At 47.3% G+C, this 22,522-nt stretch carries 21 protein-coding genes; 6 read left to right on the top strand and 15 right to left on the bottom strand.

Annotated elements, in window-relative coordinates; genetic code table 11:
* Positions 1 to 185: 185 nt before the first annotated feature.
* The gene (locus tag HCG48_RS16315) at positions 186 to 1,556 is read left to right on the top strand and encodes an APC family permease (protein WP_168570101.1); all 1,371 of its coding nucleotides are present in this window, start codon (positions 186 to 188) and stop codon (positions 1,554 to 1,556) included.
* The gene (locus HCG48_RS16310; protein WP_168570100.1) at positions 1,546 to 2,808 is read left to right on the top strand and encodes a hypothetical protein; all 1,263 of its coding nucleotides are present in this window, start codon (positions 1,546 to 1,548) and stop codon (positions 2,806 to 2,808) included. The genes HCG48_RS16315 and HCG48_RS16310 overlap by 11 nt, the downstream gene beginning before the upstream one ends.
* Before the next feature lie 283 nt (positions 2,809 to 3,091).
* Here the strand turns inward: HCG48_RS16310 and HCG48_RS16305 are convergent, their stop codons facing one another.
* Entirely contained in the window at positions 3,092 to 4,651 is a 1,560-nt protein-coding gene (locus HCG48_RS16305; protein WP_168570099.1) for a B12-binding domain-containing radical SAM protein, read from the bottom strand.
* A 146-nt stretch (positions 4,652 to 4,797) separates the two neighbouring features.
* A complete protein-coding gene (gene ilvA / locus HCG48_RS16300; RefSeq protein WP_281362012.1) occupies positions 4,798 to 6,330 on the bottom strand; it encodes a threonine ammonia-lyase, biosynthetic in 1,533 nt (510 codons plus the stop codon).
* 209 nt (positions 6,331 to 6,539) lie between these two features.
* Between ilvA and HCG48_RS16295 the strand changes: the two genes are divergently transcribed.
* Positions 6,540 to 7,433, top strand: coding sequence for a hypothetical protein (locus HCG48_RS16295; protein ID WP_200665477.1), 894 nt, complete (start codon positions 6,540 to 6,542; stop codon positions 7,431 to 7,433).
* A gap of 26 nt (positions 7,434 to 7,459) precedes the next feature.
* On the opposite strand, the gene HCG48_RS16290 is transcribed toward HCG48_RS16295, so the two are convergent.
* The 3 genes from HCG48_RS16290 to HCG48_RS16280 form a co-directional block, all read right to left on the bottom strand.
* Complete coding sequence (locus tag HCG48_RS16290) at positions 7,460 to 7,966, bottom strand: hypothetical protein (RefSeq protein WP_168570097.1); 507 nt, start codon at positions 7,964 to 7,966, stop codon at positions 7,460 to 7,462.
* Between the two features lie 12 nt (positions 7,967 to 7,978).
* Complete coding sequence (locus HCG48_RS16285) at positions 7,979 to 8,317, bottom strand: PadR family transcriptional regulator (protein WP_168570096.1); 339 nt, start codon at positions 8,315 to 8,317, stop codon at positions 7,979 to 7,981.
* 151 nt (positions 8,318 to 8,468) lie between these two features.
* On the bottom strand, positions 8,469 to 8,573 hold the full coding sequence (locus HCG48_RS16280) for a DUF2283 domain-containing protein (protein WP_168570095.1): 105 nt from the start codon (positions 8,571 to 8,573) through the stop codon (positions 8,469 to 8,471).
* Between the two features lie 354 nt (positions 8,574 to 8,927).
* Here HCG48_RS16280 and HCG48_RS16275 point away from each other — a divergent pair, with 354 nt between their 5' ends.
* On the top strand, positions 8,928 to 10,508 hold the full coding sequence (locus HCG48_RS16275; RefSeq protein WP_168570094.1) for a DUF262 domain-containing protein: 1,581 nt from the start codon (positions 8,928 to 8,930) through the stop codon (positions 10,506 to 10,508).
* A 132-nt stretch (positions 10,509 to 10,640) separates the two neighbouring features.
* Here the strand turns inward: HCG48_RS16275 and HCG48_RS16270 are convergent, their stop codons facing one another.
* The 6 genes from HCG48_RS16270 to HCG48_RS25525 form a co-directional block, all read right to left on the bottom strand.
* Positions 10,641 to 10,823, bottom strand: a complete 183-nt coding sequence (locus HCG48_RS16270) for a hypothetical protein (protein WP_168570093.1) — start codon at positions 10,821 to 10,823, stop codon at positions 10,641 to 10,643.
* A gap of 69 nt (positions 10,824 to 10,892) precedes the next feature.
* Positions 10,893 to 11,651 carry a hypothetical protein gene (locus tag HCG48_RS16265; RefSeq protein WP_246259592.1) on the bottom strand — a complete coding sequence of 253 codons (759 nt, stop codon included), beginning with the start codon at positions 11,649 to 11,651 and terminating at the stop codon, positions 10,893 to 10,895.
* Between the two features lie 71 nt (positions 11,652 to 11,722).
* Positions 11,723 to 12,637 (bottom strand): Npun_R2821/Npun_R2822 family protein, encoded by a 915-nt coding sequence (locus HCG48_RS16260; RefSeq protein ID WP_168570091.1) that lies wholly within the window; start codon positions 12,635 to 12,637, stop codon positions 11,723 to 11,725.
* Between the two features lie 10 nt (positions 12,638 to 12,647).
* A complete protein-coding gene (locus tag HCG48_RS16255) occupies positions 12,648 to 13,649 on the bottom strand; it encodes an Npun_R2821/Npun_R2822 family protein (protein WP_168570090.1) in 1,002 nt (333 codons plus the stop codon).
* A 235-nt stretch (positions 13,650 to 13,884) separates the two neighbouring features.
* Positions 13,885 to 15,174, bottom strand: coding sequence for a Glu/Leu/Phe/Val family dehydrogenase (locus HCG48_RS16250; protein WP_168570089.1), 1,290 nt, complete (start codon positions 15,172 to 15,174; stop codon positions 13,885 to 13,887).
* A 299-nt stretch (positions 15,175 to 15,473) separates the two neighbouring features.
* Complete coding sequence (locus HCG48_RS25525; RefSeq protein ID WP_210437054.1) at positions 15,474 to 15,662, bottom strand: hypothetical protein; 189 nt, start codon at positions 15,660 to 15,662, stop codon at positions 15,474 to 15,476.
* Between the two features lie 149 nt (positions 15,663 to 15,811).
* Here HCG48_RS25525 and HCG48_RS16245 point away from each other — a divergent pair, with 149 nt between their 5' ends.
* Positions 15,812 to 16,405, top strand: coding sequence for a DUF4126 domain-containing protein (locus HCG48_RS16245; RefSeq protein ID WP_168570088.1), 594 nt, complete (start codon positions 15,812 to 15,814; stop codon positions 16,403 to 16,405).
* Between the two features lie 92 nt (positions 16,406 to 16,497).
* Here HCG48_RS16245 and hemH read toward each other — a convergent pair whose 3' ends face one another.
* Entirely contained in the window at positions 16,498 to 17,661 is a 1,164-nt protein-coding gene (hemH, locus tag HCG48_RS16240) for a ferrochelatase (protein ID WP_168570087.1), read from the bottom strand.
* Between the two features lie 108 nt (positions 17,662 to 17,769).
* Between hemH and HCG48_RS16235 the strand changes: the two genes are divergently transcribed.
* Positions 17,770 to 18,396, top strand: a complete 627-nt coding sequence (locus tag HCG48_RS16235) for a class I SAM-dependent methyltransferase (protein ID WP_168570086.1) — start codon at positions 17,770 to 17,772, stop codon at positions 18,394 to 18,396.
* Between the two features lie 51 nt (positions 18,397 to 18,447).
* Here the strand turns inward: HCG48_RS16235 and HCG48_RS16230 are convergent, their stop codons facing one another.
* The 3 genes from HCG48_RS16230 to HCG48_RS16220 all read right to left on the bottom strand — a co-directional run bounded on the left by HCG48_RS16230 (position 18,448) and on the right by HCG48_RS16220 (position 22,518).
* Entirely contained in the window at positions 18,448 to 19,005 is a 558-nt protein-coding gene (locus tag HCG48_RS16230; RefSeq protein ID WP_168570085.1) for a Rab family GTPase, read from the bottom strand.
* 5 nt (positions 19,006 to 19,010) lie between these two features.
* Positions 19,011 to 21,797, bottom strand: coding sequence for an OmpA family protein (locus tag HCG48_RS16225; protein ID WP_168570084.1), 2,787 nt, complete (start codon positions 21,795 to 21,797; stop codon positions 19,011 to 19,013).
* 112 nt (positions 21,798 to 21,909) lie between these two features.
* Positions 21,910 to 22,518, bottom strand: coding sequence for a hypothetical protein (locus HCG48_RS16220; protein ID WP_168570083.1), 609 nt, complete (start codon positions 22,516 to 22,518; stop codon positions 21,910 to 21,912).
* Positions 22,519 to 22,522: the final 4 nt, after the last annotated feature.

Genomic DNA, 22,522 nt, shown 5'->3' with positions numbered 1-22,522 from the left:
GAAGACCGGGTCGATTCGATTCTCGTTGACTCTGGACAGTCTTGCGAATATAGGTTTTAATAGCGGTGTTTGCCTAGGGCTGCATCTTACAGCGTCCTGACTGAAGTTAGGGCACAAGTATTTAGAGAAGAGATTCACTGACTGTTTAACGAGTCAGATTCATGTAACGGATTAAATCTATATCAATGAAGGCAGATTCCAATCGAAGTTCTCGCCTCATCGGCCCGTTCACGGCGATTTGTCTGGTGGTCGCCAATACCATCGGAACGGGGGTTTTTACCAGCTTGGGTTACCAAGTGGCCGACATTCAATCCTATTTCGCCTTATTGGCGTTATGGGCGATCGGAGGGATTTTTGCCATGTGCGGCGCCCTGTCTTATGCAGAGTTAGGCTCCGTCATGCCCCGGTCGGGAGGTGAATATACATTCCTTTCGCAGATCTATCACCCCGCGATCGGCTTTCTCTCGGGCTGGATTTCAGTAACGGTGGGCTTCGCAGCGCCGATCGCCGCCGCCGCGATCGCCCTCGCCGACTATCTCTCACAAGTATTCCCGATTCCGAACGAAACCCTAGTGGCGGCGATCGTCGCCATTCTCATTTCGACAATTCACACCCGCAATTTGAAAACGGGGAGCTCGTTTCAAGATTGGTTTACGGTCTTGAAAGTGATTTCGATTGTGGTGTTGATTGCCTGTGGCTTTTTCCTCGCCGAACCGCAGTTCGTGAATTTATTGCCTTCTGCTGGCGACATTCAGCCGATTTTTAGCCCTCCGTTTGCGGTTTCTTTGGTGTTTGTCACCTATGCTTATTCTGGATGGAATGCATCGGTTTATATTGCCAATGAAATTGATAAGCCGGAGAAAAATTTACCGTTTTCTCTAATTGTGGGAACGGCGATCGTCATGGTGCTGTACTTGCTGTTGAATTTTATTTTTCTCTACAGTACCCCCTTACAAGCGCTGGCTGGAAAAACTCAAGTCGGCGCGATCGCTGCCGAATATATTTTCGGCGACTTTGGCGGTAAATTAATGAGTTTGCTCATTTCTTTCGGTCTCATTTCTTCGATTAGTTCGATGATTTGGGCCGGACCGCGAGTCACGCAAGCGATTGGCGAAGATATTCCCTTCTTCCAACCCCTCGCCAAGAAAAATGCCAGTGGCATTCCTGATTTAGCTATCTGGATTCAACTTTCACTGATTTTGGTGCTTCTGATTACTTCAACCTTTGAAGCTTTAGTAACTTATCTCGGATTTACCCTAACTCTGTCTTCATTAATGACTGTTGCAGGGGTGTTCGTTCACCGATACAAGTATCCGCAAATTTCCCGTCCTTATCAAACGTGGGGATATCCGATTACGCCACTAATTTTTGTCGGGGTTGGCTTGTGGGTTCTCATCTTTACGTTGATGGGAAAACCTGTAGAGTCTTTAGCCGGACTGTTTACTATTTTCCTGGGACTGCCGATTTACTTTTTTGCGGCGAGGAAAAAATTAGTCTCTTCCAGTGATTTGCGATCGTCGAAACAATCAATCAGTAAAAATTACGATGAAACCTAAAACCTCTCAATTCTCATCCTTTTTCCTTTCTATTTTCGGACTCCTTCTCCTCGTTCAAGGTTGTGCGAATACTTCGACGCCAGTCGCTTCAGAATCGGCTCAAGTCAGCTCGCAAACCTCCACCGAAGTGACTCCAGAGGGAGAAGGTCGGCAAGAAGTTAGTGCTGCCGAAATCAAAGCATCGGAAACTAAAGCCGATCCAGCTCCTAAAATCGATCGCGCCAAAGCCGATAAATTGACGGGAAATGCCAAGTTTATCGCCGGAATTAAAGTTGAAAAAGAAGGGGCGATCGCCGAACTTCAAAAGAGTAATGCTTGGCTCAATTACTCGCAAACCCTCGATAACTCCTGGAGCGCGTTAGAAGCGCAACAACTCTCAAAAGTTCGTCGATGGTCGGACAAACAACTGCAAAGCATTCAGGCGAACGCTCCCACCATTTTTTATCCCTTTAGTGGCCCCGATTTTCTCTACGCTTATTCCCTCTTTCCTCAAGGGAGTAATTACATCATGGTCGGTTTAGAACCGCTCGGTAGTATTCCCGATTTCGAGAATATGTCCGAGGGAGCGAAAGCGCAAAAATTGCAAGAAATTCAGCAATCCCTCTATGCAATTTTGCAATTTAGCTTTTTCCGCACGAAATCAATGGCTCAAGACCTCGCCGAAAAAGGCGTGATTCCCATTTTGTTATTCTTTATGGCGCGCACGAATAACGAAGTTGTAGACATCCAATATGTGGGAATTGACGAAAGCGGCGAAGCGCGATCGCTCGATGATATTGGAGATAATACCAATGCCATTCCTGGGGTAAAAATTGCCTTTATCCCCGAAGGCGAAACCGAGCCGCGATCGCTCTATTATTTCTCTACCGACTTATCGAATAGCGGTTTGGCGAATACCCCCCAATTCGAGAAGTTTGTCAAACAATTTGACAATCCCATTACTTATCTCAAAGCGGCATCGTACTTGATGTACAACGAGAGTTTTTCTCAAATTCGCGACTTGATTTTCGCTCAAAGTAGTCACATTTTACAAGACGATTCCGGGATTCCCTTACGCAATTTTGACCGCGAACAATGGGAACTCGACTTTTACGGAACCTACATCGCTCCCATCGATCTGTTTAAGAACCGATACCAGCCGGAATTACGCGAAATTTATCAAAGTGACAGCAGCATCGAACCCCTCGATTTCGGTATCGGTTACAAGTATTATCAAGACTCAAACTTGATGTTAGCAACGCGCACAAACTAGCAGTTGCTTAGCACGATTTAAGGTAATTTTGGGTGCATCTATCTACTCTAGGGATCCAATTTGAGTTCTGACATGTATTGAAAACGAGGAACTCGTGTAAATGCGATCGTCTTAATTCACCGATCTAACCTGTCATTCCCGTAGAAAAAATCCATCCACCGGATTCGGACTCGACCCACTTGAGAATCGGCCTCAATTTTGGCATTTTTATTGTTTTAATTCGTTGCTCCTACATTAATCGATCGCCCAACTTAACAATAGACCCGTTGTTCGTAAAATAATGTTAACCGATGGCCATCTCTGTACGAGCTTCTTGTTCTTGGAACAGCGCCAGTTGGTTTTGAATTTCATCGCGGACAATTTGACGATATTCGAGAAAATGCTCGTTGTGCGCGCAAACCGTTAGATAATGCTCCCAAACGGCGGGATTGTGGCGAAAAATGCCAAATAAATGATGCCAAAATTTCCAGCGCGTTTTGCGTTTAACACCTTGTCGCCAAATCACAATAGCTAATGCTCGGATATCGACCCAACTGGGCAGTTTAAACGGGGCTTTGCATTGCGGTGCGCCGAGTTTAAGAAAACAACGATAGGTGCGATCGAGAAACGTTTCAGGTTCGTATAATTCCCAAAATGCCTCAATATATTCTCGGGCAATATCTTCCATCGGACGGGTCGGCTCGAAATTCATTAACGTGCTTTGATTGATATCTTGTTTGCCATGGATACGCAATCGTCCTTCTTTTTCTAATCGTTGCCACAACGCCGTATTTGGTAAGGCTTGCAACATCCCAAACATGGCAGTGGGGATGGCTGCATCTTCGACAAACTGCACGATGCGATCGCTCGCCCCTTTTTTCTCACCGTCAAATCCAATAATAAATCCCGCCATCGGACGCAAACCTGCTTCAATAATTTTACCGACAGTTTCCGTTAAAGAATCGCGAGTATTTTGGAACTTTTTAGTTAATTGTAAACTTTCTTCGTCGGGGGTTTCAATTCCCAAAAAGACGGCGTCAAAGTTACACTGAACCATCAGTTCCATCAATTCCGGATCGGCAGCAAGGTCTACAGAAGCTTCTGTATTAAATCGAAAAGGATATTGATGGTTGGCTTGCCAAATTTTTAATTCTTTGAGCAATAACTTAACATTACGTTTGTTGCCGATAAAGTTATCATCGACCATAAAAATGCCGCGTCGCCAACCCAAGTTATATAAATATGCTAATTCTTCGAGGAGTTGAGTGGGAGTTTTGGTGCGCGGTTTACGACCGTAAAGGACGATAATATCGCAGAATTCGCACTGGAACGGACACCCTCGGGAGAATTGAACGGACATGGAATCGTAAGCGTCCAATTCTAAGAGGTCGTAACGGGGAATGGGAGTTTGAGTAACGTCAGGTTTTTCTGAGGTGCGAAAAATACCGCTTGTCGCTCCTTTTTCGATCGCCTCCACAAACATCGGTAAGGTAATTTCCCCTTCATCTAAAATTAAAAAATCAGCGCCAGCGCGTTCGGAATCTTCGGGAACGGATGTAGGATAAGGTCCGCCGACGGCAACTAATTTTCCCCGTTGTTTGGCTTCTCGAATTTGCGCAGTTAAGTCTTCTTGTTGGACGATCATCGCCGAGAGAATCACAAGATCCGCCCAATCCCATTCGGCTTGAGTGACCTCACGAACGTTACGGTCTACGAGCTTAAATTCCCAAGTTTGCGGCAATATTGCGGCTACAGTAATTAAACCTAAAGGGGGTAATAAAACTTGGCGATCGACGAGTTCTAAAATTTTGTTATAAGACCAAAAAGTAGGGGGAAAGAGAGGATAGATGAGTAAGGCGCGCATGGTCGGCTAGTCCTGCCCGAATTTTCATGAGTGACTTAATTGTAACGAGTTTCATTCAATTTAGCTGCCTTCGTCAATAACAAGAGCGATCACCCTAAAAAAAGGCCGATCGCCCGTCGCAGAATGTTCCCTATTTGTCCTCAGTTTTACGCCAAAAATAACTTATAGGCTGGATTTTGATTTTCGTCCCAATAGCGATAATCCAACGAATTCAGAAACGCCTGCCATTCTTCCATTTCTTCCGGGGGAACCTGCATTCCTACCACAATCCGTCCGTAGTCCGAACCGTTATTGCGATAATGGAATAAACTAATATTCCAATTGCGGCTCATCGAACTGACAAATTTCAATAAAGCCCCGGGACGTTCGGGAAATTCAAACCGATAAATTAACTCGTTGTGGGCGAGGGGCGATCGCCCGCCGACCATGTGACGCAAGTGCAGTTTCGTCAATTCGTCGTCGGTTAAATCGATGGTTTTAAAGCCATTGGCTTGAAAAGTTTCTACCATTTTGGCGGCATCGGCGCGGTTTTGAATTTGCATTCCGACAAAAATATGCGCTTCTTTTTCGTCGGCAATGCGATAGTTAAATTCAGTTAAATTGCGCTTGCCAATACATTCGCCAAATTTACGCAAACTGCCGGGAGTTTCGGGAATGGTAACGGCAAAAATTGCCTCGCGACGTTCCCCCAATTCCGCCCGTTCGGCGACAAACCGGAGGCGATCGAAATTCATATTTGCCCCGCAGGCGATCGCCACTAAAGTTTGTCCCTCAATTTGCTCCCGTTCCACATAGGCTTTGGCCCCGGCGATCGCCAAAGCCCCGGCAGGTTCTACAATCGATCTTGTATCCTCAAAAACATCTTTAATCGCCGCACAAGTATCGTCCGTACCCACTAAGATAATATCGTCAATATACTGCTGGCACAGACGGAATGTTTCTTTGCCGACCGATCGCACCGCCACGCCGTCCGCAAATAACCCGACTTGCGGCAAACGCACGCGATATCCGGCTTTGAGCGATTGGTGCATGGCGTCCGCATCCACGGGTTCGACCCCGATCACCTTAATTTCCGGGCGCAAACGCTTGACATACGCCGCCACCCCCGCAATCAAGCCCCCACCGCCAATAGCGACGAAAATCGCGTGAATCGGTTTTTGATACTGGCGTAAAATCTCCATACCAATTGTTCCCTGTCCGGCGATCACGTCGGGGTCGTCAAACGGGTGAATGAAGGTCATTCCTTTCTCACTTTCGAGCTGGCGGGCGTATGCATAGGCGTCGTCATAGGTCTCGCCGTGCAGGACGACCTCGCCGCCACGGGCGTTGACCGCATCGACCTTCACCTGGGGCGTGGTCACGGGCATGACAATGATGGCGCGGGTTCCCAAGCGCGAGGCGCCGAGGGCTACCCCTTGGGCGTGGTTGCCCGCCGACGCCGCAATCACCCCTTGAGCGAGCAAATCCGGCGGCAATTGGGCCATTTTGTTGTAGGCGCCGCGCAATTTAAAGGAAAACACCGATTGCATGTCTTCCCGTTTGAGGAGCAGTTGATTGTGCAGGCGCGCGGACAAATTCGGCGCGTATTCTAAGGGCGATTCTTGCGCGACGTCGTAAACGCGAGCGTTGAGAATTCGGGTGAGATAATCAGAGTACATGGCGGTTGAGGGCGAGTGCAAAAAGCGGATGGAGATTTATTTTACGTCACGAAGGTGTTTTTCTGTAGGGGCGATCTCGCGGGCGGCTTCAATAGCGATCGGATTAACCGAGGATTTATCGATAAATAATAATGGTTGTTATTGTTAATTTTCAAGATCGAACCCGAGGCGATCGCCCCAAATTTCGATACAATTAAACCATTGTCTTTCCCTAACAAGAGGTTCCCGTTGTGGACAAATCGATCGTCGAGTTAGTTGACGGATTGCCGACGGATAATATTACCGTTAAAGTTTTGAAAGCTGTCGATTATTTAATGCCCGGTCAGTGGGAAAATATCGTCGGATTTGACAACACTATTGTTGCGGTGACGGGCAAAACGAAGCCGAAGAAAATCGCCAAAATCCGCGATCGCGCGATCGCCCTCTATAACGATCCCAAAAATGGTTATCAAACTGCCGTCAAACTTTATCAAACCATCGATAAAGCAGACACGGCAATGGCTGCGGCGGCTTTAGCCAATAAAGTTGGCGAAAAAATTGGCTTTTTATCCTTTTTAAGCAAAATTACCCCGAAAGCAGACCAAACTCAAAGTGTCGATCTGATCCTAAAACTGGCCGTTGAAGTCATTGCCTATTGCAAGCTCAACGGCATTCCGCAGCCGAATCCCCGCGAGTTTGCCAGTGCGTTGACCAACAACTACCAAGATGCGGCCTTAATGCGGATGAATGCTTTAGTTTGCCTCGATGCTTTGGTTCCATTAGGCCCTGACTTTCTCGGCAAGGTTCACAGCATTATCGACAATTCAGATGCGAGTGTAGTGGCGAGCAATCCAGTATTTTTAGCCGTAAATAATGCCATTCCCGGCAGTAGTAATTCCGATAAGTTTGGCTTTATTACTCAAGGATTTAACTCGGTTCAAGGCTGGATGAATGGGTTAGTGGCCAAGACTGGTGTAACCCCTCAAAAAATCTCCAGTCGCCTCGGACAATTTATTCAATTTACCGACGATAATCTCGATTTTGTCGCCGCTTTTTTAGATCAAACCACCAATTATTACGAGCATACGGGAATCCAAACCGTAGCGCGGAAATTGATTGTAGATGCGGCGACGAAGTCCGACTAATCGCGATTTGTGCGAGGGGCGATCGCCTACCGTCTCTGTAGGAGCATTGCCCAGCGTCGCAGTTTAATCCGGGCGACTGTAACACAAAGTGCTATTAGTCGCCCGTAAGTGAGGGCGGTGACTTGCCAGGGGCGATCGCCCTCGTCGAGCATTTGCCGACGGGCAAGGAGGATGTCATGCAGCCAATCTTGATATTCTTCCCACTCCCGAGGAGCTTTGCGGGCAAGGGTTTGGGCGATCCAGTCGGCGAATTTTACGTCACCGTGCAAGCTCGGGGCGTCGCGATCGCGCGATCGCCCGATCGCGAGTCGGTGTTGTCGGTAAGCCCAAAAACTCACGATTGCTACCAAGCCGCTTAAGGTTATACCTATTCCTAGGGCGATTTTTACCGATAGTCCCCAAGCGACCAACAGCGCGGTTACCGCCAATATTGTGAGATATATAGTCAGTTCGCCGAACAAATACAGGAGCGATCGCGCCAGTCTTTGCACGAATCGGGCGATCGGATGGGGATTGCGAAACCGTCTCGACATGGTGAAACAACCTCAAAATGCGGGGTTTAAGTCTTGTAACGTTTTGAGAAACGCTTGTTTTTTCTCGATCGCCCGGATCCCGGAACCCGTGATTTTGTAGTAACGCCTGCGGGCGCCCGTGGTTTCGTCGGGTCGTTCGTCCCCCCATCGGGAGGTCACGAAACCGCGTTTTTCGAGTTTGCGTAAGGTCGGGTAAAGGGAACTAAAACCGATCGTGCGATCGCCGTGACTCGCTTGGGCGATCGCGTTCATAATCTCCAAACCGTAGCGTTCGCGAAACATCAGTGCATTGAGGATCGCTTCTTCGGTCAAGGTCAGATTGAGGGGGTCGTCTGCTTTCCGGTTCGCCATAGACGCAGGGGGGGATCTCTATTCTTCCATTATATATTCAAAATTTGAATATAGCCATCCGGAGGAGTCCCGGGACGGGCGATCGGGCTGAATTTACGAGACTTCAACCGTTGACATCAGATCGGCGAGGACTGCTTTCGAGAAATATTGGTTAAAGGAGAATGACCGATCTTTCCTCTTCTGCATAGGCGATCGGATCTTCTGACAGTTCGATGAGTAAAACATCTACATCTTTACTATATCTAATTCTTTTCATGGATGAGGTGTTAATATGTAATTATTTTATACAAAAATGTACAAAAATTGATGTTTTTTTAATTATTTTAACTTTTCTAAAAAGTGTCGATCAAATCACCTTGATTTCAAGTCGGAATGTATGATATATATGTTCTGTCTACCCAAAAAACAGTATTTGCGATATTATAATTGTCTCAATTTCGCAATAATATGTTTACCTTGAGCGAGAAACGCATAGATTCTTGTTGATGTTACCCTTAATAGTTGATGGGGAAGCGAAATAACAATTATCATAGCCATGACACAAAAAATCTAAGTCTTTGAGTGTAAACGGTCTTATCAAAAAATGCTGTCAACTGAATAGAAATAGATTATGGCTGAAACTTACTATTTTATTAACGACTTAATTCAAGATATCCAACGTGGAAGAATCAGAATTCCTTCTTTTCAAAGAGGATTTGTTTGGGAGCAAAATAGAGTATCTTACTTTATAGATAGTATTTATAGGGGTTTTCCTTTTGGTTCTATATTACTTTGGAGAACTAAGAATCCATTACGTACAGAAAGGAATTTAGGGCCATACAAATTACTAAATAGCGATCTAGAGTATCCAATAGATTATGTTTTAGATGGTCAACAGAGAATTACGTCCATTTTCGGTATTTTTCAAAATACACTCTCTCCTGAAGAAAATCAAGAAACCAACTGGACAAATTTATTTTTTGAGATAGAAAGTGAAGATACTGTTCCCTTTAAGTATTTGGAGGATTCCGAAAACTACGATACAAATAAATTCTTTCCCTTAAAATATGTTTTTAATAGTTCCAAGTATAGGAAAGCTACTCGAAGTCTAGATGAAGATCTAGCTGAAAAAATAGATGGTTTAGTTGATAGATTTCAGAAAGCTAGAATACCAATTGAACGATTTGAAAATGAAGAAAAAAAGTATGTGGCAACAGTTTTTGAAAGAATTAATAGACAAAAAATAGATTTAAATACCTTTGATTTATTGTCTGTCTGGAACTGGAGTGAAGAATTTGATTTACAAGAACAGTTTAAAGAGCTTTCTGAAGAATTAGAATCATTTGGATTTAAAGATATAGGTTCGGATTTACTCTTAAAATGCTGTTCTGCTGCTATTATGAGCAGTGTAAATCCAGAAGCTTTCCTCGATTTGCCAGGAGATACAGTAAGACAGGAGTTTGAGAAAATCAAGAATGGAATTTTTAATGCTATTGATTTTTTAAAGGTCAACTTTAATATTTTTTCTATTAAGCTTTTACCAATGGAAAATATTTTAGTTGTTCTTACATGCTTTTTTGCCTCTTCAAGCAAAGAATATCCTCTCTCTAGTGAACAATGTACAATTCTAATTAGGTGGTTTTGGCGTTCTTGTTTTTCTCAAAGATATTCTAGAGGAGGAGTAAAAGTAGCTGATACCGATTTACAAGAAGTAGAAAAACTTAAAAATGGCAACCCAAGTGAACTTGGTAACTTTTCAGTAACAATAGAACCAACTTATTTTTTAAATACCAGGTTTTACATGTCCTCAATTGCCACAAGAACTTTCATTTTGTTGTTAGCACAAAATGAACCATTAAATATGATTTCAAGTAGTAAGATTACTCTCACTGATGTACTTTCTAAAGGCAATAAAAACGAATTTCACCACATTTTTCCTAAAGCATATTTAGAAAGGAAACGTTGCGATAAAAAAGATATTAATTGTCTGGCAAACTTTTGTATGCTTTCTCGAAGTGATAATAATACCATAAAAGACAGCCCACCAAGTGATTACTGCCAGAACAAAATGTCCAAAGATGTAGGAGAACGAGAAAAAATACTAGAAAGCAATTTTTGTTCTATAACGGAAATGTTAAATGATGATTTCAATACTTTTTTAAAGAAAAGAGCTGAGTTACTTTGCAACAAAGCAATAGAACTATGTCAGTGACTACATTTTATGCTATTTAATTATAGATTTCACTATAATGAGATACTATGATATGACGTAATTCCCGCTTAAGCGAGAATCACGTTTCTAAGATCTAGCTCATGAGCTTTAGAAAGATTGTAAAAATTTATTTTACTGAAGACAATAAATCTGTTTAGCCGATTCTAAAATATTTGCCCGTCGGATCCAATTGTGACGTTGAGCGATCGCCTGTCCCGTGAGTAAATCCACCTGACGTCCGAAGAGAACTTCTAACTCGCGTTTCATGCGAGTCAATTTCAAGCTGCATTTAGCATCGGATTTACAAACAATCATAAGGTTTTGCTAGTTGATAGCAAGCTTGAAAGAGATCTCTAATTTTATGTTTCTCTAGACCATCACTCTCTATTTTGAATCATTTGTATTCGATCCATAATAAAAATCAAAATTCTCGATCGCCGCAGTTAAGCGAGTTGTATTCAAGCGGTAATAATAATCTAAACGTTGTTTGAAATTCTCGAATAAAGGAGGAGATGAGTTTTTACGAGATGTCTCTAAATTTTGAATAGCTTGAGTCAAGTTTTGCCAATTTTCATTTCGATCGACTTGCCATCCGACCTTCGCCGCCGCCAAACCGATCGCATTTCCACTACCGGAGTGAATTCCATGCAATTCTAAATAAGTGCCAATTTCCCCCCAAGTTTTAACAAACTCGATTTCTTTACCGAAATCCCGGCGAACGACGAACGCAGATTCGCCAATCCAATCGACTTTTTCTAAATCAAGATCGAGTTTATCGGCTAACTTTTGCATATATTTTAATTGCTGGGGATTGTCTCGGGTCACGTGTTCGATTAAATTTTCGTGATTTCCCGTAATTCCCGGCGGAAACTCGATCGCCTCTACGGGATTGACAATGCGACTATCCGCATCAATATGGATAACTGTTGCAAAGTCAACCAACGCCTTTTCAATGACAAAACGTTTGTCGTGATAGCAATGTAAAATCCCTTTTTTTCGATGTTTGAAACCAAAAATTTTGATTCCATATTTACCGCTAAAAAATTGAGGATTGTCCGTGTAAATATATAAAGAAACCGCAGGACAATATTTTTCTAAATCTCCGATCAATTCCCGGGCTAATCCCCGATATGTTTCTCCCAAAGCCAAGGTTGAAAAACAAAAATTATAATTCGAGTCGATCATATTGTTAGCTGTAATTCCTGAAATAAAAACTAATCAAACTTTCTTTTTATTTTACCAATAATTTGTTGCAACAGATTGGGGGGACTTGGGGGTTCCGGCGATCGCTCCGGCTTCGGTTCGTTCAGATAGCGATAATGTTCCCAAATTTCCCAATAAGGACAACCCGGTTCGATGCGAATTCCCGCCCAATGGAGGTATTGTAAAGGCTGTTTTACATCCGGATCGATCGGGATATTGTCTTCTATTTTAAATTTAGCACTGCCCGCCCAACTTCCCGGCGCCCCACCGGGACGGCGGACAATATTAAACCGCCGGGGAATCCGCTTGAGCATCATGTAATTAACGATCGGTTGGTCGGAGGTTTTTTGAGAAAAGTCAAAATATTCTGGATGGCGGGCGCATTCATTAAAACTATCGTATAAATCTTGCTCGGAAATTAAGTTTTTCTTCGATCCCCAAAAGCCGCCATTGAAAATATCTTTAACCTCTTCTTGAGTAAAGACATTATCTTCAAAAACTTGATTTGTAAAGACGTTTTTGATGCCGCCGACAAATTGGTAATCGCAATAAATAAAATCGTATTCTTGTAAATAGTCTAAATTATCAACAATTTTTTCAAAAACGACGATATCCGTGTCGATATAAAGAAATTCATCGAAAGGTCCGAACCAGCACGCCTGCTTGCGAAATTGATTGGGACGAGCAAAAAAGTTCTCTCCAAAAATGGATTGTAAATTCTCAGATAAACGTTTGATAAAGTCGAGATCTTCGTAAACAGTAACGCCATATTTTTCGCCGATCGCCGCGTATAGTTGCCGATAATTGTCATCGTAAGGAATCAGAACGATCGCGGTTTCGCGATCGTGCAATCGAATACTTTTGAGGAGGGCGATCGTCTGCTCGATCGCGCGATCGTTGGCGGTAATATAAATGCCACGGGTCATCAAATTTTCCTCACTTTTTTAATTTCAATTTTCTAAGAAAACGCGCCGTCAAACTTGGCGGTGGATTGTAAGGTTTGGGTTTTCCATGAAACTGCGGTCGCTTTTCCGGTTCGTGTAAATAACGGTAGTGTAAAAAGGTTTCCCGATAAGGAAAATCAATATTTTCACCGCGACAAAGTTGCTCAAAAATCCCAGAAGATAAGCCAATATAATGCAAGTAAGTCAGGCGAACGCCACAATCGTAAACTAAATTGTCTCGTTGTTCAAAATGGGGCGAAGTGACGCAGCATCCCGTCGCGCGACCGGGGGGCCAATGTCGGGTAAAATTGCAAACAGATAAGCCCGATCGCATCATCATGTAATTAATAATCGTTTGATCCGGTGCATTCGGATATAAAACTTCCGCTTCTCCTGCTTTCAGGTGCGACAGTAACTCTTCTTGTTTAGCTTCGTCAAATAATCCTTTTTTCGAGCAGTACAAGCCCGCACAAAAGATATTTTGAAGACGATCGCCCGGAAACAGCGCTTCTAGTTTTGGGGTGGAACGGAAAACATGGGCTAAATCTTTATATTGATAGTCGTAAACCACTGCATCGAATTCATCCAGTCCGTCAAAAAAGGGCTGTAATTTATCGAGAATGAGAATATCGGCATCTAAATAAATAAAGCGATCGAAAATTCCGTCAAATCCACAAAATCGGCGGTGCATTCCCAAGCGATAAATCCCATTGTTTCCGGCGATTCCTTTTTGTTTCCAAATGGGAATCGCATCCGGATGAGACCGCCAAATTTTCGTTGCAAATTCCTCCCAATGATTGAGAATTGTTTTATCTTCAAACAGTTCGACATTCGGGCGCGATCGCAACTCCTGGCGGAGGCGGTCGAGGCGATCGTCGTAAGGAATAATACAAACGGGAAAATCTTGTCCGGCGTTCACTTCAATACTGTTAAGTAAGGCGATCGCCTGGTCAAAAACGATATCATTCGCCAGGATATAAATACCGTCAGTCATAGCTGCATTAGGAGAATGGAGAATGGGTTGTTGGCAGTTGCGAGGTCGGATTGAGATCGAGGGAGGTTTCTTTTAAAGTTTAGCGGTTTGGGGCGATCGCGGCAATGGCCAAACGCGGCGATCGCCCCCGGAATAATCCTATTAAAATTAAAGCCAAAGATTAAAGCCAAAGAAAAGAGCGATCGCCTCCTTCCTTTGGCCGATATTTTACGAAGCTAACTCAAATTAGAGTCGCTTAATGCTGGGAGTTGTAATAATCCCGGGTTCCTTTGGCACTGAGGGCTTCTCCGAGGCGGTTCAAACCGTGGACGTAAGCCGCCGTTCGCATCGAAATTGCAAATTCTTGGGAGATTTCCCAAATCCGTTCGGTTTCTTCAACAATTTTCTGTTTCAAGCGTTGGTTAACCTCATTGAGAGACCAATACAAACCGTTGCGATTTTGAACCCATTCAAAATAGCTGACCGTGACCCCTCCGGCGTTGACTAAAATATCGGGAATCACGTAAATTCCCCGTTCTTCTAAGACGAGATCGGCGTCGGAACTAATCGGACCGTTAGCGACTTCAAAGATATATTTGGCTTTAATGTCTTTGACATTCTCTTGGGTAATTTGATTTTCTAAAGCGGCGGGGATGAGAATATCGACATCGAGGGCCAAGAGTTCTTCGTTAGTAATCACCACATGTTCGACAATATTGCAAACCGTCCCTTCGCAGTAAACCGCTTGAATGCTGCGATTCGATTCTTTGTACTGTCGGATGCTGGGGATGTCGAGTCCTTGCTTGGCGTAAATTCCGCCTTTGGAATCGCTGACGGCGACCACTTTATATCCCGCTTTGGAGAGGAGGTCGGCGACGACACTACCCGCATTTCCGAAGCCTTGAACGGCGACGGTAGTCTCGGCGGGGAGGCGATCGAATTTTTGCATGAGGGTTTCAATGGCGAAAAAGGCGCCCGTTCCCGTAGCGGTGTTGCGTCCCAAACTACCGCCGAGGGTGACGGGTTTTCCGGTGATGGCGGCGGGATTGAGACTGCGACGGATGATGTTGTATTGGTCCATCATCCAACCCATAATTGTGGGGTTGGTGTAGACGTCGGGGGCCGGGATATCGACATCGGGGCCGATAAAATCGGCAATGGCGTCGATGTAGCCGCGACTGAGGCGTTCGAGTTCGAGTTTGGAGAGACTTTTCGGGTTGACGGCGACGCCGCCTTTGGCGCCCCCAAAGGGCAGGTTGAGGACGGCGCATTTAAAGGTCATCCAAAAGGCGAGGGAGGTCACTTCGTCGAGGGTGACGTTGGGATGGTAGCGGATGCCTCCTTTTCCCGGACCGCGCGTGTCGTCGTAGCGGACGCGATAGCCGGGAAAAATTTTGAGGCTGCCGTTATCCATGCGAACGGGGATGGAAACACTCAAACTGGCTTTCGGATATTTTAAATATTCGAGGGCGTCTTCGGAAATGGAAACGTATTTCATCGCCCGTTCGAGGCGGGTACTGGCATCGGCAAATAATGAATCGTGCATGGTCCGACGAGTCTCCTATTGTTGATTTTAGGGGGAAGAGAAACCCGGTACTTAGGGCTCGACGGCTGACTCGAATTCACGGCAAAAAACGGGAAATTCCCCGATCGCCCGGGGGGTCGTTTCGTTGTCGATCTGGCATCGGTCGTGGCGCGATCGGCGATCCCCTACCGATGGAAATAAGCATCAGTGAAATCAAAGGCTGTTTTAATACGGTTTGCTTATTAACGAGTGGTTCGAGCCTTGAAGGAGTATCTGAATCCCGATAACTGTATTATAAGTTACAGTTTTTGGTTTTGGTTTCAGTTACAAAACTCACTTTTTAAATGAGCGCGATCGCAACTTCCGTAAAAATGCCCTTGAAAATTTCTGATTTTGTGGCAGGCAGAAAACTCCCCGAGGCGATCGCGGGCGATCGGGGGCGAGAATAAATTGCAAGTTAAAATAAAATCCCTAGAAGGGAGAATCGACAAACCCCATTTAGAGGACAAAGCTTTAGACTAAAGAAGAGGGATGTATTAACCCCAAGGCGATCGCGAGTCTTGCAATGTTTGCCCTTGAAGCGCGCCCGCGATCGCTCCCCCCGACCCCAAACCCTTTGTCACACCGTTTGGTCTGTTCGTGCAGGCAAAAAACCATTATGATCGCACTGCTTGCGGCACTCTCCGCCTCGGCTGCCGGGGGGTTGAGAATTGCCTTACCCCTACTCTTAATCGGTTTGTTACAAAGCGATACACTGTGGGCGAGGGTTCCCCTACTGTCTCGGTTTTCCCCGGAAGTCACCCTCGGCGTCCTCGTCAGTTGGTCGTTGTTCGAGTTATTCGCCTCCAAACAACTGTGGGGTCAGCGCCTCTTACAACTGGTTCAACTGATCTTGAGTCCCCTCGTCGGCGCGATCATGGGGATGGCGATCGCCACCGCCACCACCACCGAAGCCAGCGACATCCCCGAAATCTCGATCGCGATCGTCGGGATCGTCGGTGGATTGCTCGCCCTCGTCCTCCAACTCGTTCAAGTCGGTTGGTTCTACCGACTCGGAAAACTGCCCCTGTGGGTCATCCTGTCCCAAGACGGTCTTTGCGTCGCCCTCGTCCTGCTCGCCTTCGATTCCCCCAAAGAAGGCGGCACGATCGCCCTACTCCTCCTGTGGCTGGCGATTCGCAGCTCCCAAGAATGGTACAAATGGTATCTCAACCGACCTCGGGGCCAACACCCCACCCACAAACCGGACTGAGCGCCTTCGCCAAGCATCCGCACAAAAGCATCCACAGAAAGGATCCACAGACAGAGAATCTAGAGACGCGACCATCCGCGCCTCCAATCCCCTCAAAGCAAGCCCACATAGTGCAGAGGACCGTGACCGCTAATCAACTCGATTAACAAAGCAATAAAGCCAATCATCGCCAAGCGTCCGTTCCAGACTTCCGCCGCCGTCGTCATTCCCCATTCCCAACGTTCTTGCGGGTACATCTTGAAATTCTCTTCCGGACGCATCACGTCCTCAAACTTCAGACTCGGCCCGTCAAGGGCTTCGAGGGTCATCGCCGCGAGATCTTCGATAAACACCGGATGGGTATTGAGCGCCGGGACGCGCTGAAAATTATCGATCCCCGCTTCTTCGGCGAGTTCGCGATATTCGATATCGATTTCTTGCAACGTTTCGATATGTTCCGAGACGAAACTAATCGGCACCACCAGTAAATCCTTCACCCCGCGATCGCCGAGTTCCACTAGGGCCTCTTCCGTATAGGGTTTGATCCATTCCACCGGACCGACCCGACTTTGATAGGCGAGGGTATGTTCGTTCGGTCGGTTCAGAGTGCGTAAAATCAGCTCGGTACATTCTTCGATCTCGCGCTGGTAGGGGTCGCCCGCTTCCTCCACGTAGCTCGAGGGGACGCCGTGAGCGCTGAAGAAAATATGCACCCCATCGGGATTGTCAAAGCGATCGAGTTCTTGGGCGATCAACTGCGCCATCGCGTTGAGATAGCCCTGGCGCTTGTACCACGAGGGAATGACCGTATATTTCACCCGCTCGAAATAGGGGTCTTCTTGCCATAACTTTTCAAGAAGACGGAAACTCGACCCGCTCGTACTGATAGAAAATTGCGGGTAAAGCGGCAAAATGACCAGTTCTTCGACCCGATCGCGCTTGATCCGTTCGAGCGCTTCCTCGGTGAATGGGTGCCAGTAGCGCATCCCGATATAAACTTGCGCTTCGTGTCCGTCCTGTTGCAGATTGTCTTGAAGGGCGATCGCCTGTTCTTCCGTAATCCGTCGCAGGGGAGAACCGCCGCCAATTTCGCGATAATTGTCCTCCGACTTCTGCGTTCGCAGGCTCGAAATCAGCCATGCTAGGGGACGCTGCAACCAGCGAAACGGCAACCGAATAATTTCTGGATCGGAAAAAAGATTATAAAGAAAAGGACGGACATCTTCTAGCTGTTCCGGTCCTCCCAAATTAAGGAGCAATACCCCAACACGGCCCATAGTAGTTATTGTTTCCCAAAAGTTTTCATTTTCGTTACCGATTTTAACAATAAACTGGTTGGATAAGTTACCTTGCGATCGAACCGACACCGCAACGAGGGATCGACTGTGGCAACAATTCTCAGAGACTGGAGTTATCGATATCAGTGGCTTTACGACAGCATTTCCGCCGTCGCCGCTCTCGCCGTCGGCGGTCCGCGTCGCTTTCACCAGTTACCGCTTCAAGGGGTCACCCTCACCCCAGACAGCGCCGTCCTCGATTTATGTTGCGGCAGCGCCCAAGCCACTCGATATCTGGTGAAGTATTCGCAAAATGTCACCGGACTCGATGCCTCCCCTCTCTCGATAACACGGGCTAAAAATAACGTTCCCGAAGCGGATTACGTCGAAGGCTTTGCGGAAAACATGCCCTTTTCAGACGCTCGCTTCGACCTCGTGCATACCAGCGTCGCCCTCCACGAAATGCAACCGGACCAATTGCGCCAAATCCTCGCTGAGGTCTATCGCGTCTTGAAACCGGGAGGTCAATTCGTGCTGATCGACCTCCACCGCCCCACGAATCCGCTTTTTTGGCCGGGTTTGGCAGCTTTTATGGCCTTATTTGAAACCGAAACGGCGTGGCGACTGCTCGAAACCGACTTACCTGGGTTACTACGCGAGGCGGGATTGGCGGTGCAAGAGTGCCAACTGTATGCCGGGGGGACATTGCAGAGGATTCGCTCTTGTAGATTGTAGATTGTGGATTTGAGGGCGAGTAAAACGTGCGCCCTACAGAAACTACAGAAACTATTTAGCGGATTCGAGCATGGTGTAGGAGAGTTTTTCAAAAATCGAGTCTACATCCTTGCCCGTTTTTGCGGAGGTCGTGAACGTGGCGATCGCGCGCGATCGCTCCGCCTCGGAGAGGCGATCGAGGGAAGCCTTGGCAATTCCCAAGAGCATCGGTAATTTTTCCGGTTCGACCAAATCAGTTTTATTGAGGGCGATCGCCACCGAACCGGACTTGTTGACCGAAGCGAATAACTTGATATGTTCGTCGATGCGATCGACCGTTTCTTCCCGAGTCAAATCCGCCACCACCAGCGCCCCACTCGACCCTTGCAAGTAAGACGGGGCGATCGCCTTGAACTTCGTATGACCTTCCAAATCCCAAATCAGCAACTGCAAACTGACATCGCCACGAGCCTCAACGTCAGTCAGTTCGACCGTTTTGCGCGAGATCTTCACCCCGACCGTAGACAAATAGCGATCGCTGAATTCCCGTTCCACGAATCGGCGAATTAAGCTGGTTTTACCCACCCCAAAATCGCCGATCATGCACATTTTCTTAGAAATCTTTGACATAATGATTATTTCTCGCTCCCTGATGCCATAAGCTCGAACACAACGACCCGACTTAACAATAAAGGTTGATTCGATTCCACATCCACCGGGCCTTCACTCTTGCCGATCGCGTGCAATCGTTGCCCTGCCACCCCTTGACGGATCAGCGCCTCGCGCACTACTTGGGCGCGTTTGAGGGCGAGTTGTTGGTTTTTCTGCGGATTTCCGGTGCGATCGCTGTGACCGACCAGACGCAGATGTTGCCGGGGATATTCGTCGAGAATGCCTTTAATCCGAGCCAGAGTTTCTTGATAAGAAGACTTGAGTGCAAAAGAACCCGGTTCAAAATAAATCCGCGTCGAGATTTCCAACGGGTCGAACTCGATCGCGCTGACGACCGACTGCACCCCGGGAATTTGGCGCATCGCTTCCGTAATTTTATCCACGTCGGCGATCGCGCGCACGGTTCCCTTCACACTCACTTGGCGCTCGTCATAACGGCTAGTAATTTCAACCCCTTCAATCTGATTGAGAACCGCCGTCACCCGTTCGACTTCCGCCCGGACTAACACCGGATCCGGCGGCACGTCAACGGCGATAATTTGATTGTCGATCGCGCGATCGCCCACTGCTTCGGCGGCGATCGCCCCCGCTCGTTCCCGTAGCGGTTCGTTCGGCAACTTGCCATCGAGGGTGACCCGATCGCGATCGGCGTCCACTTCCAGCCGATACACCGCCAATTCCGGCGTCCCCGATAACGCCGCGATCGCTTGTCGTTCTACCTGACGGTCTAGACGATCGCGATACTCGTGAATTCCCCAAGGAATCGCCACCAAAGCGGCGATCGCCCCACACAATGCCATCAGTGCGTAAGGTTCGATGGGCTTTTTACTCGCTTCGCTGGTCATCAAATCCGCTAAAAGCTGTTCGATCGGATGGGGAACGGTTTCGGGATCCCCGTCGAATCCCTCAACTTCCTCCCCGTATTCGAGAATAATCGTTGCGAGGGTACGGCGAATTTTCTCGATAAATTTCTTCGAGGGAACCCCTTGAATCACCACCGCCAGATAACAGTATCCCGCGACTTCGATCGCGATCTGCGAGTCGCCATATTCGATCTGGTTGAGTTCGGTGGTGTCCCCAGTCTGTACGATACAGTCGTTGACAAAACTGCGAATCGCCGTCAGCATCCCGGCGACCATCTCCGATTCCAGGCGCTGACTGCCCGATTGTTGGACTTCGGCAATCACCAATCCCGAACCTTTATGGATCAAAAAGATCGCCGGGACGATAAACGGTATCGATTCTTGCAAAATTAACTCGGCTTCGCTCACCCCTTGAGCCGTGGCACGGATTTTGCGCTGGATCCCTTCCATGCTCAAGGCGTTGGACACTTTTTCGTTAATCGTGCGAATCGCCTCGGCCATATATTTAGAAATCGTGTTGCCGATCACCGGATAGAGAGCATCGACCATCGCATCGCGTTCGACGCGGATCTGTTCTTTGATCGTGCGTCCCATTTCCGGCGCCAGCACTTTGGCGATCGAGTCGCGATCGAGCCGAATTTGCTCCCGAATGGCCGCCGCCATTTCCGGCCCGATCGCCTTGGCGACTTCCTCGGGAGAATCGCGGATTTGCCGGGCGATCGCCCCGGGAAGTACGGTGGCGATCGCCTCGCTCATCGCTACCCGGTTTTGGAGCGATCGGTTTTTAATCACTTCGTCGATAATCGGAACCAACGCTTGAGCCACATCCTCTTTCGATTCGGCAACTTTGCGATTGAGGATTTCCGTAATCAACGGCAACAACAAGTTAATCAGTTTTTGGGGCTCGTAAATCTGGCTTTCGAGATTTTTTAAGTGTTCTTCGACCCGCAACAGCAGCTCGTTCAAACTCGCCAAGTCATAAGTTCCTAACAATTGCTGCACGCGCTCGATTTCGGATAACTTCGTTCCGAACAAGAGCGTTTGCAAGTCTTGTAAAGGATCGTCCCCGTTCTCGGCAGACTGCATCGACGACGAAGGCGACGATCGCGCTACGATCGCCGTCGATTCGCTCTCTACTCCCTTTTCTAGGCCAAATTTCAACTCGGGGGTTGCCGTGACGTCCTCCTCGTCCTCGGTCGTTTCTGTGGTGGGATACGGCTTGGCTGTCGCTTCTGGAACGAGCTTGACCTCAGACGATAACTCCACCTCCGAGAGTTGGGTCGGTCCGGGGGGGCGATCGTCGGCGAGATCGGCCTCTGAACCTAAGAGGAGAGCGCTTAAACCTTCGAGAATCGCCTGTTGTGAAGAAACTTCCGTTTCTGGTTCTCGTTGGATTTGTGCTGCTGGTTCTGCTACTGGTTCTGCTACTGTTTCTACTACTGGTTCTACTGCTGGTTCTGCTTCAGTTTCGCTGTCTGGCCCTAGGGTTGAGTGGGACTGGTCAACTTCGCCGGAGTTAACGACCGCGTCATCGTCCGAGGCGATCGCGGGGTTGCTCTTTTCCGAAGTAGACTCCTCCCCTGTCGTCTCGGATTGCAGTTCGAGGGATGCTACAGGGGGGATGGATTCGTTGGCGAGGGGCAAGGCATTCGATGCACCTAACTCCTCCGACTCGGGCGCTTGTACTTGCAGCCCTTTGGCTTCGGAGTGGGCCTCGCCTCCCGGTCGATGCCGAGGGTCGCCGTTGAGCAGTTCTAACAATAAATCTCGTAACGTATCGATCGCGTCGTCCGGCTGTGCGGCTGGATCCCTAATGTCCCTCGGGGCACTACGCCCAAGATTTTTGTCGTGCTTCCTCTCAACTGATGTATTCTTCGGTAGAGCCATTGCATCCCCCTGTGAGCGTTCGCTTAAAATTTGGCTTGGACTCGGTTGTGAGACTCCATCCTCTAGAAAGCGTAGCTATTTATTTTCCCCCAACTGTCGAGATCGACCGATTTCAGGCGTGCTCGTCGCGATCGCCCATCAACAGATCTCCGGTGATTTTGGTTTCTGCCGCCTCTCGCAGTTCGGGAACGAACTCGGTTCCTTTGAGCCTCATCCCAATCTCAAACATGATTTCGGCCATGTCGTCCCGCGCGATTTTGATATCGGTCAAACTCGAAAAACGCCGTTCGATTTCTTCAAACACCCGATCTCGCAGGCTATGAATGTCTTCTTGTTGTTTTTGGCGCGTTTCTAAGAGTTGGTCGCGAATCGCGTTGGTTTGTTTGTCTACTTCCTCATCTAAAGATTCAATAGTATTCGATAATTTCACTCGGGTGCGATCGATTTGCTGACGCATGTCAGCGATTTCTTCCTGACTATTCAAACTTAAAGATTTGATCTTCTTTTCTAAGGAATCGATCGCGCCGCGTAACTCGGAAGAGGACGTCGCTTTGACCTCTTCAATGCGGTTGCGGAACTCTTGCTGCAACATGGCCAAGTTCGATTCGATCTGCTCGAAGCGGGTACTGTATTCCCTCATCTGAGGGCCGACAATGATTTCGCGAATCTGGTCGATATTTCCCAGACGCTCTCGCATTTCTTCACGAGTCAGTTCGCTCATTCTA

Origin of the sequence: Oxynema aestuarii AP17 (genome assembly GCF_012295525.1) — a bacterium.
Taxonomy (GTDB): domain Bacteria; phylum Cyanobacteriota; class Cyanobacteriia; order Cyanobacteriales; family Laspinemataceae; genus Oxynema; species Oxynema aestuarii.
Note: the sequence above shows the minus strand (reverse complement) of the source record. Positions and strands in the feature narration are given on the sequence as shown.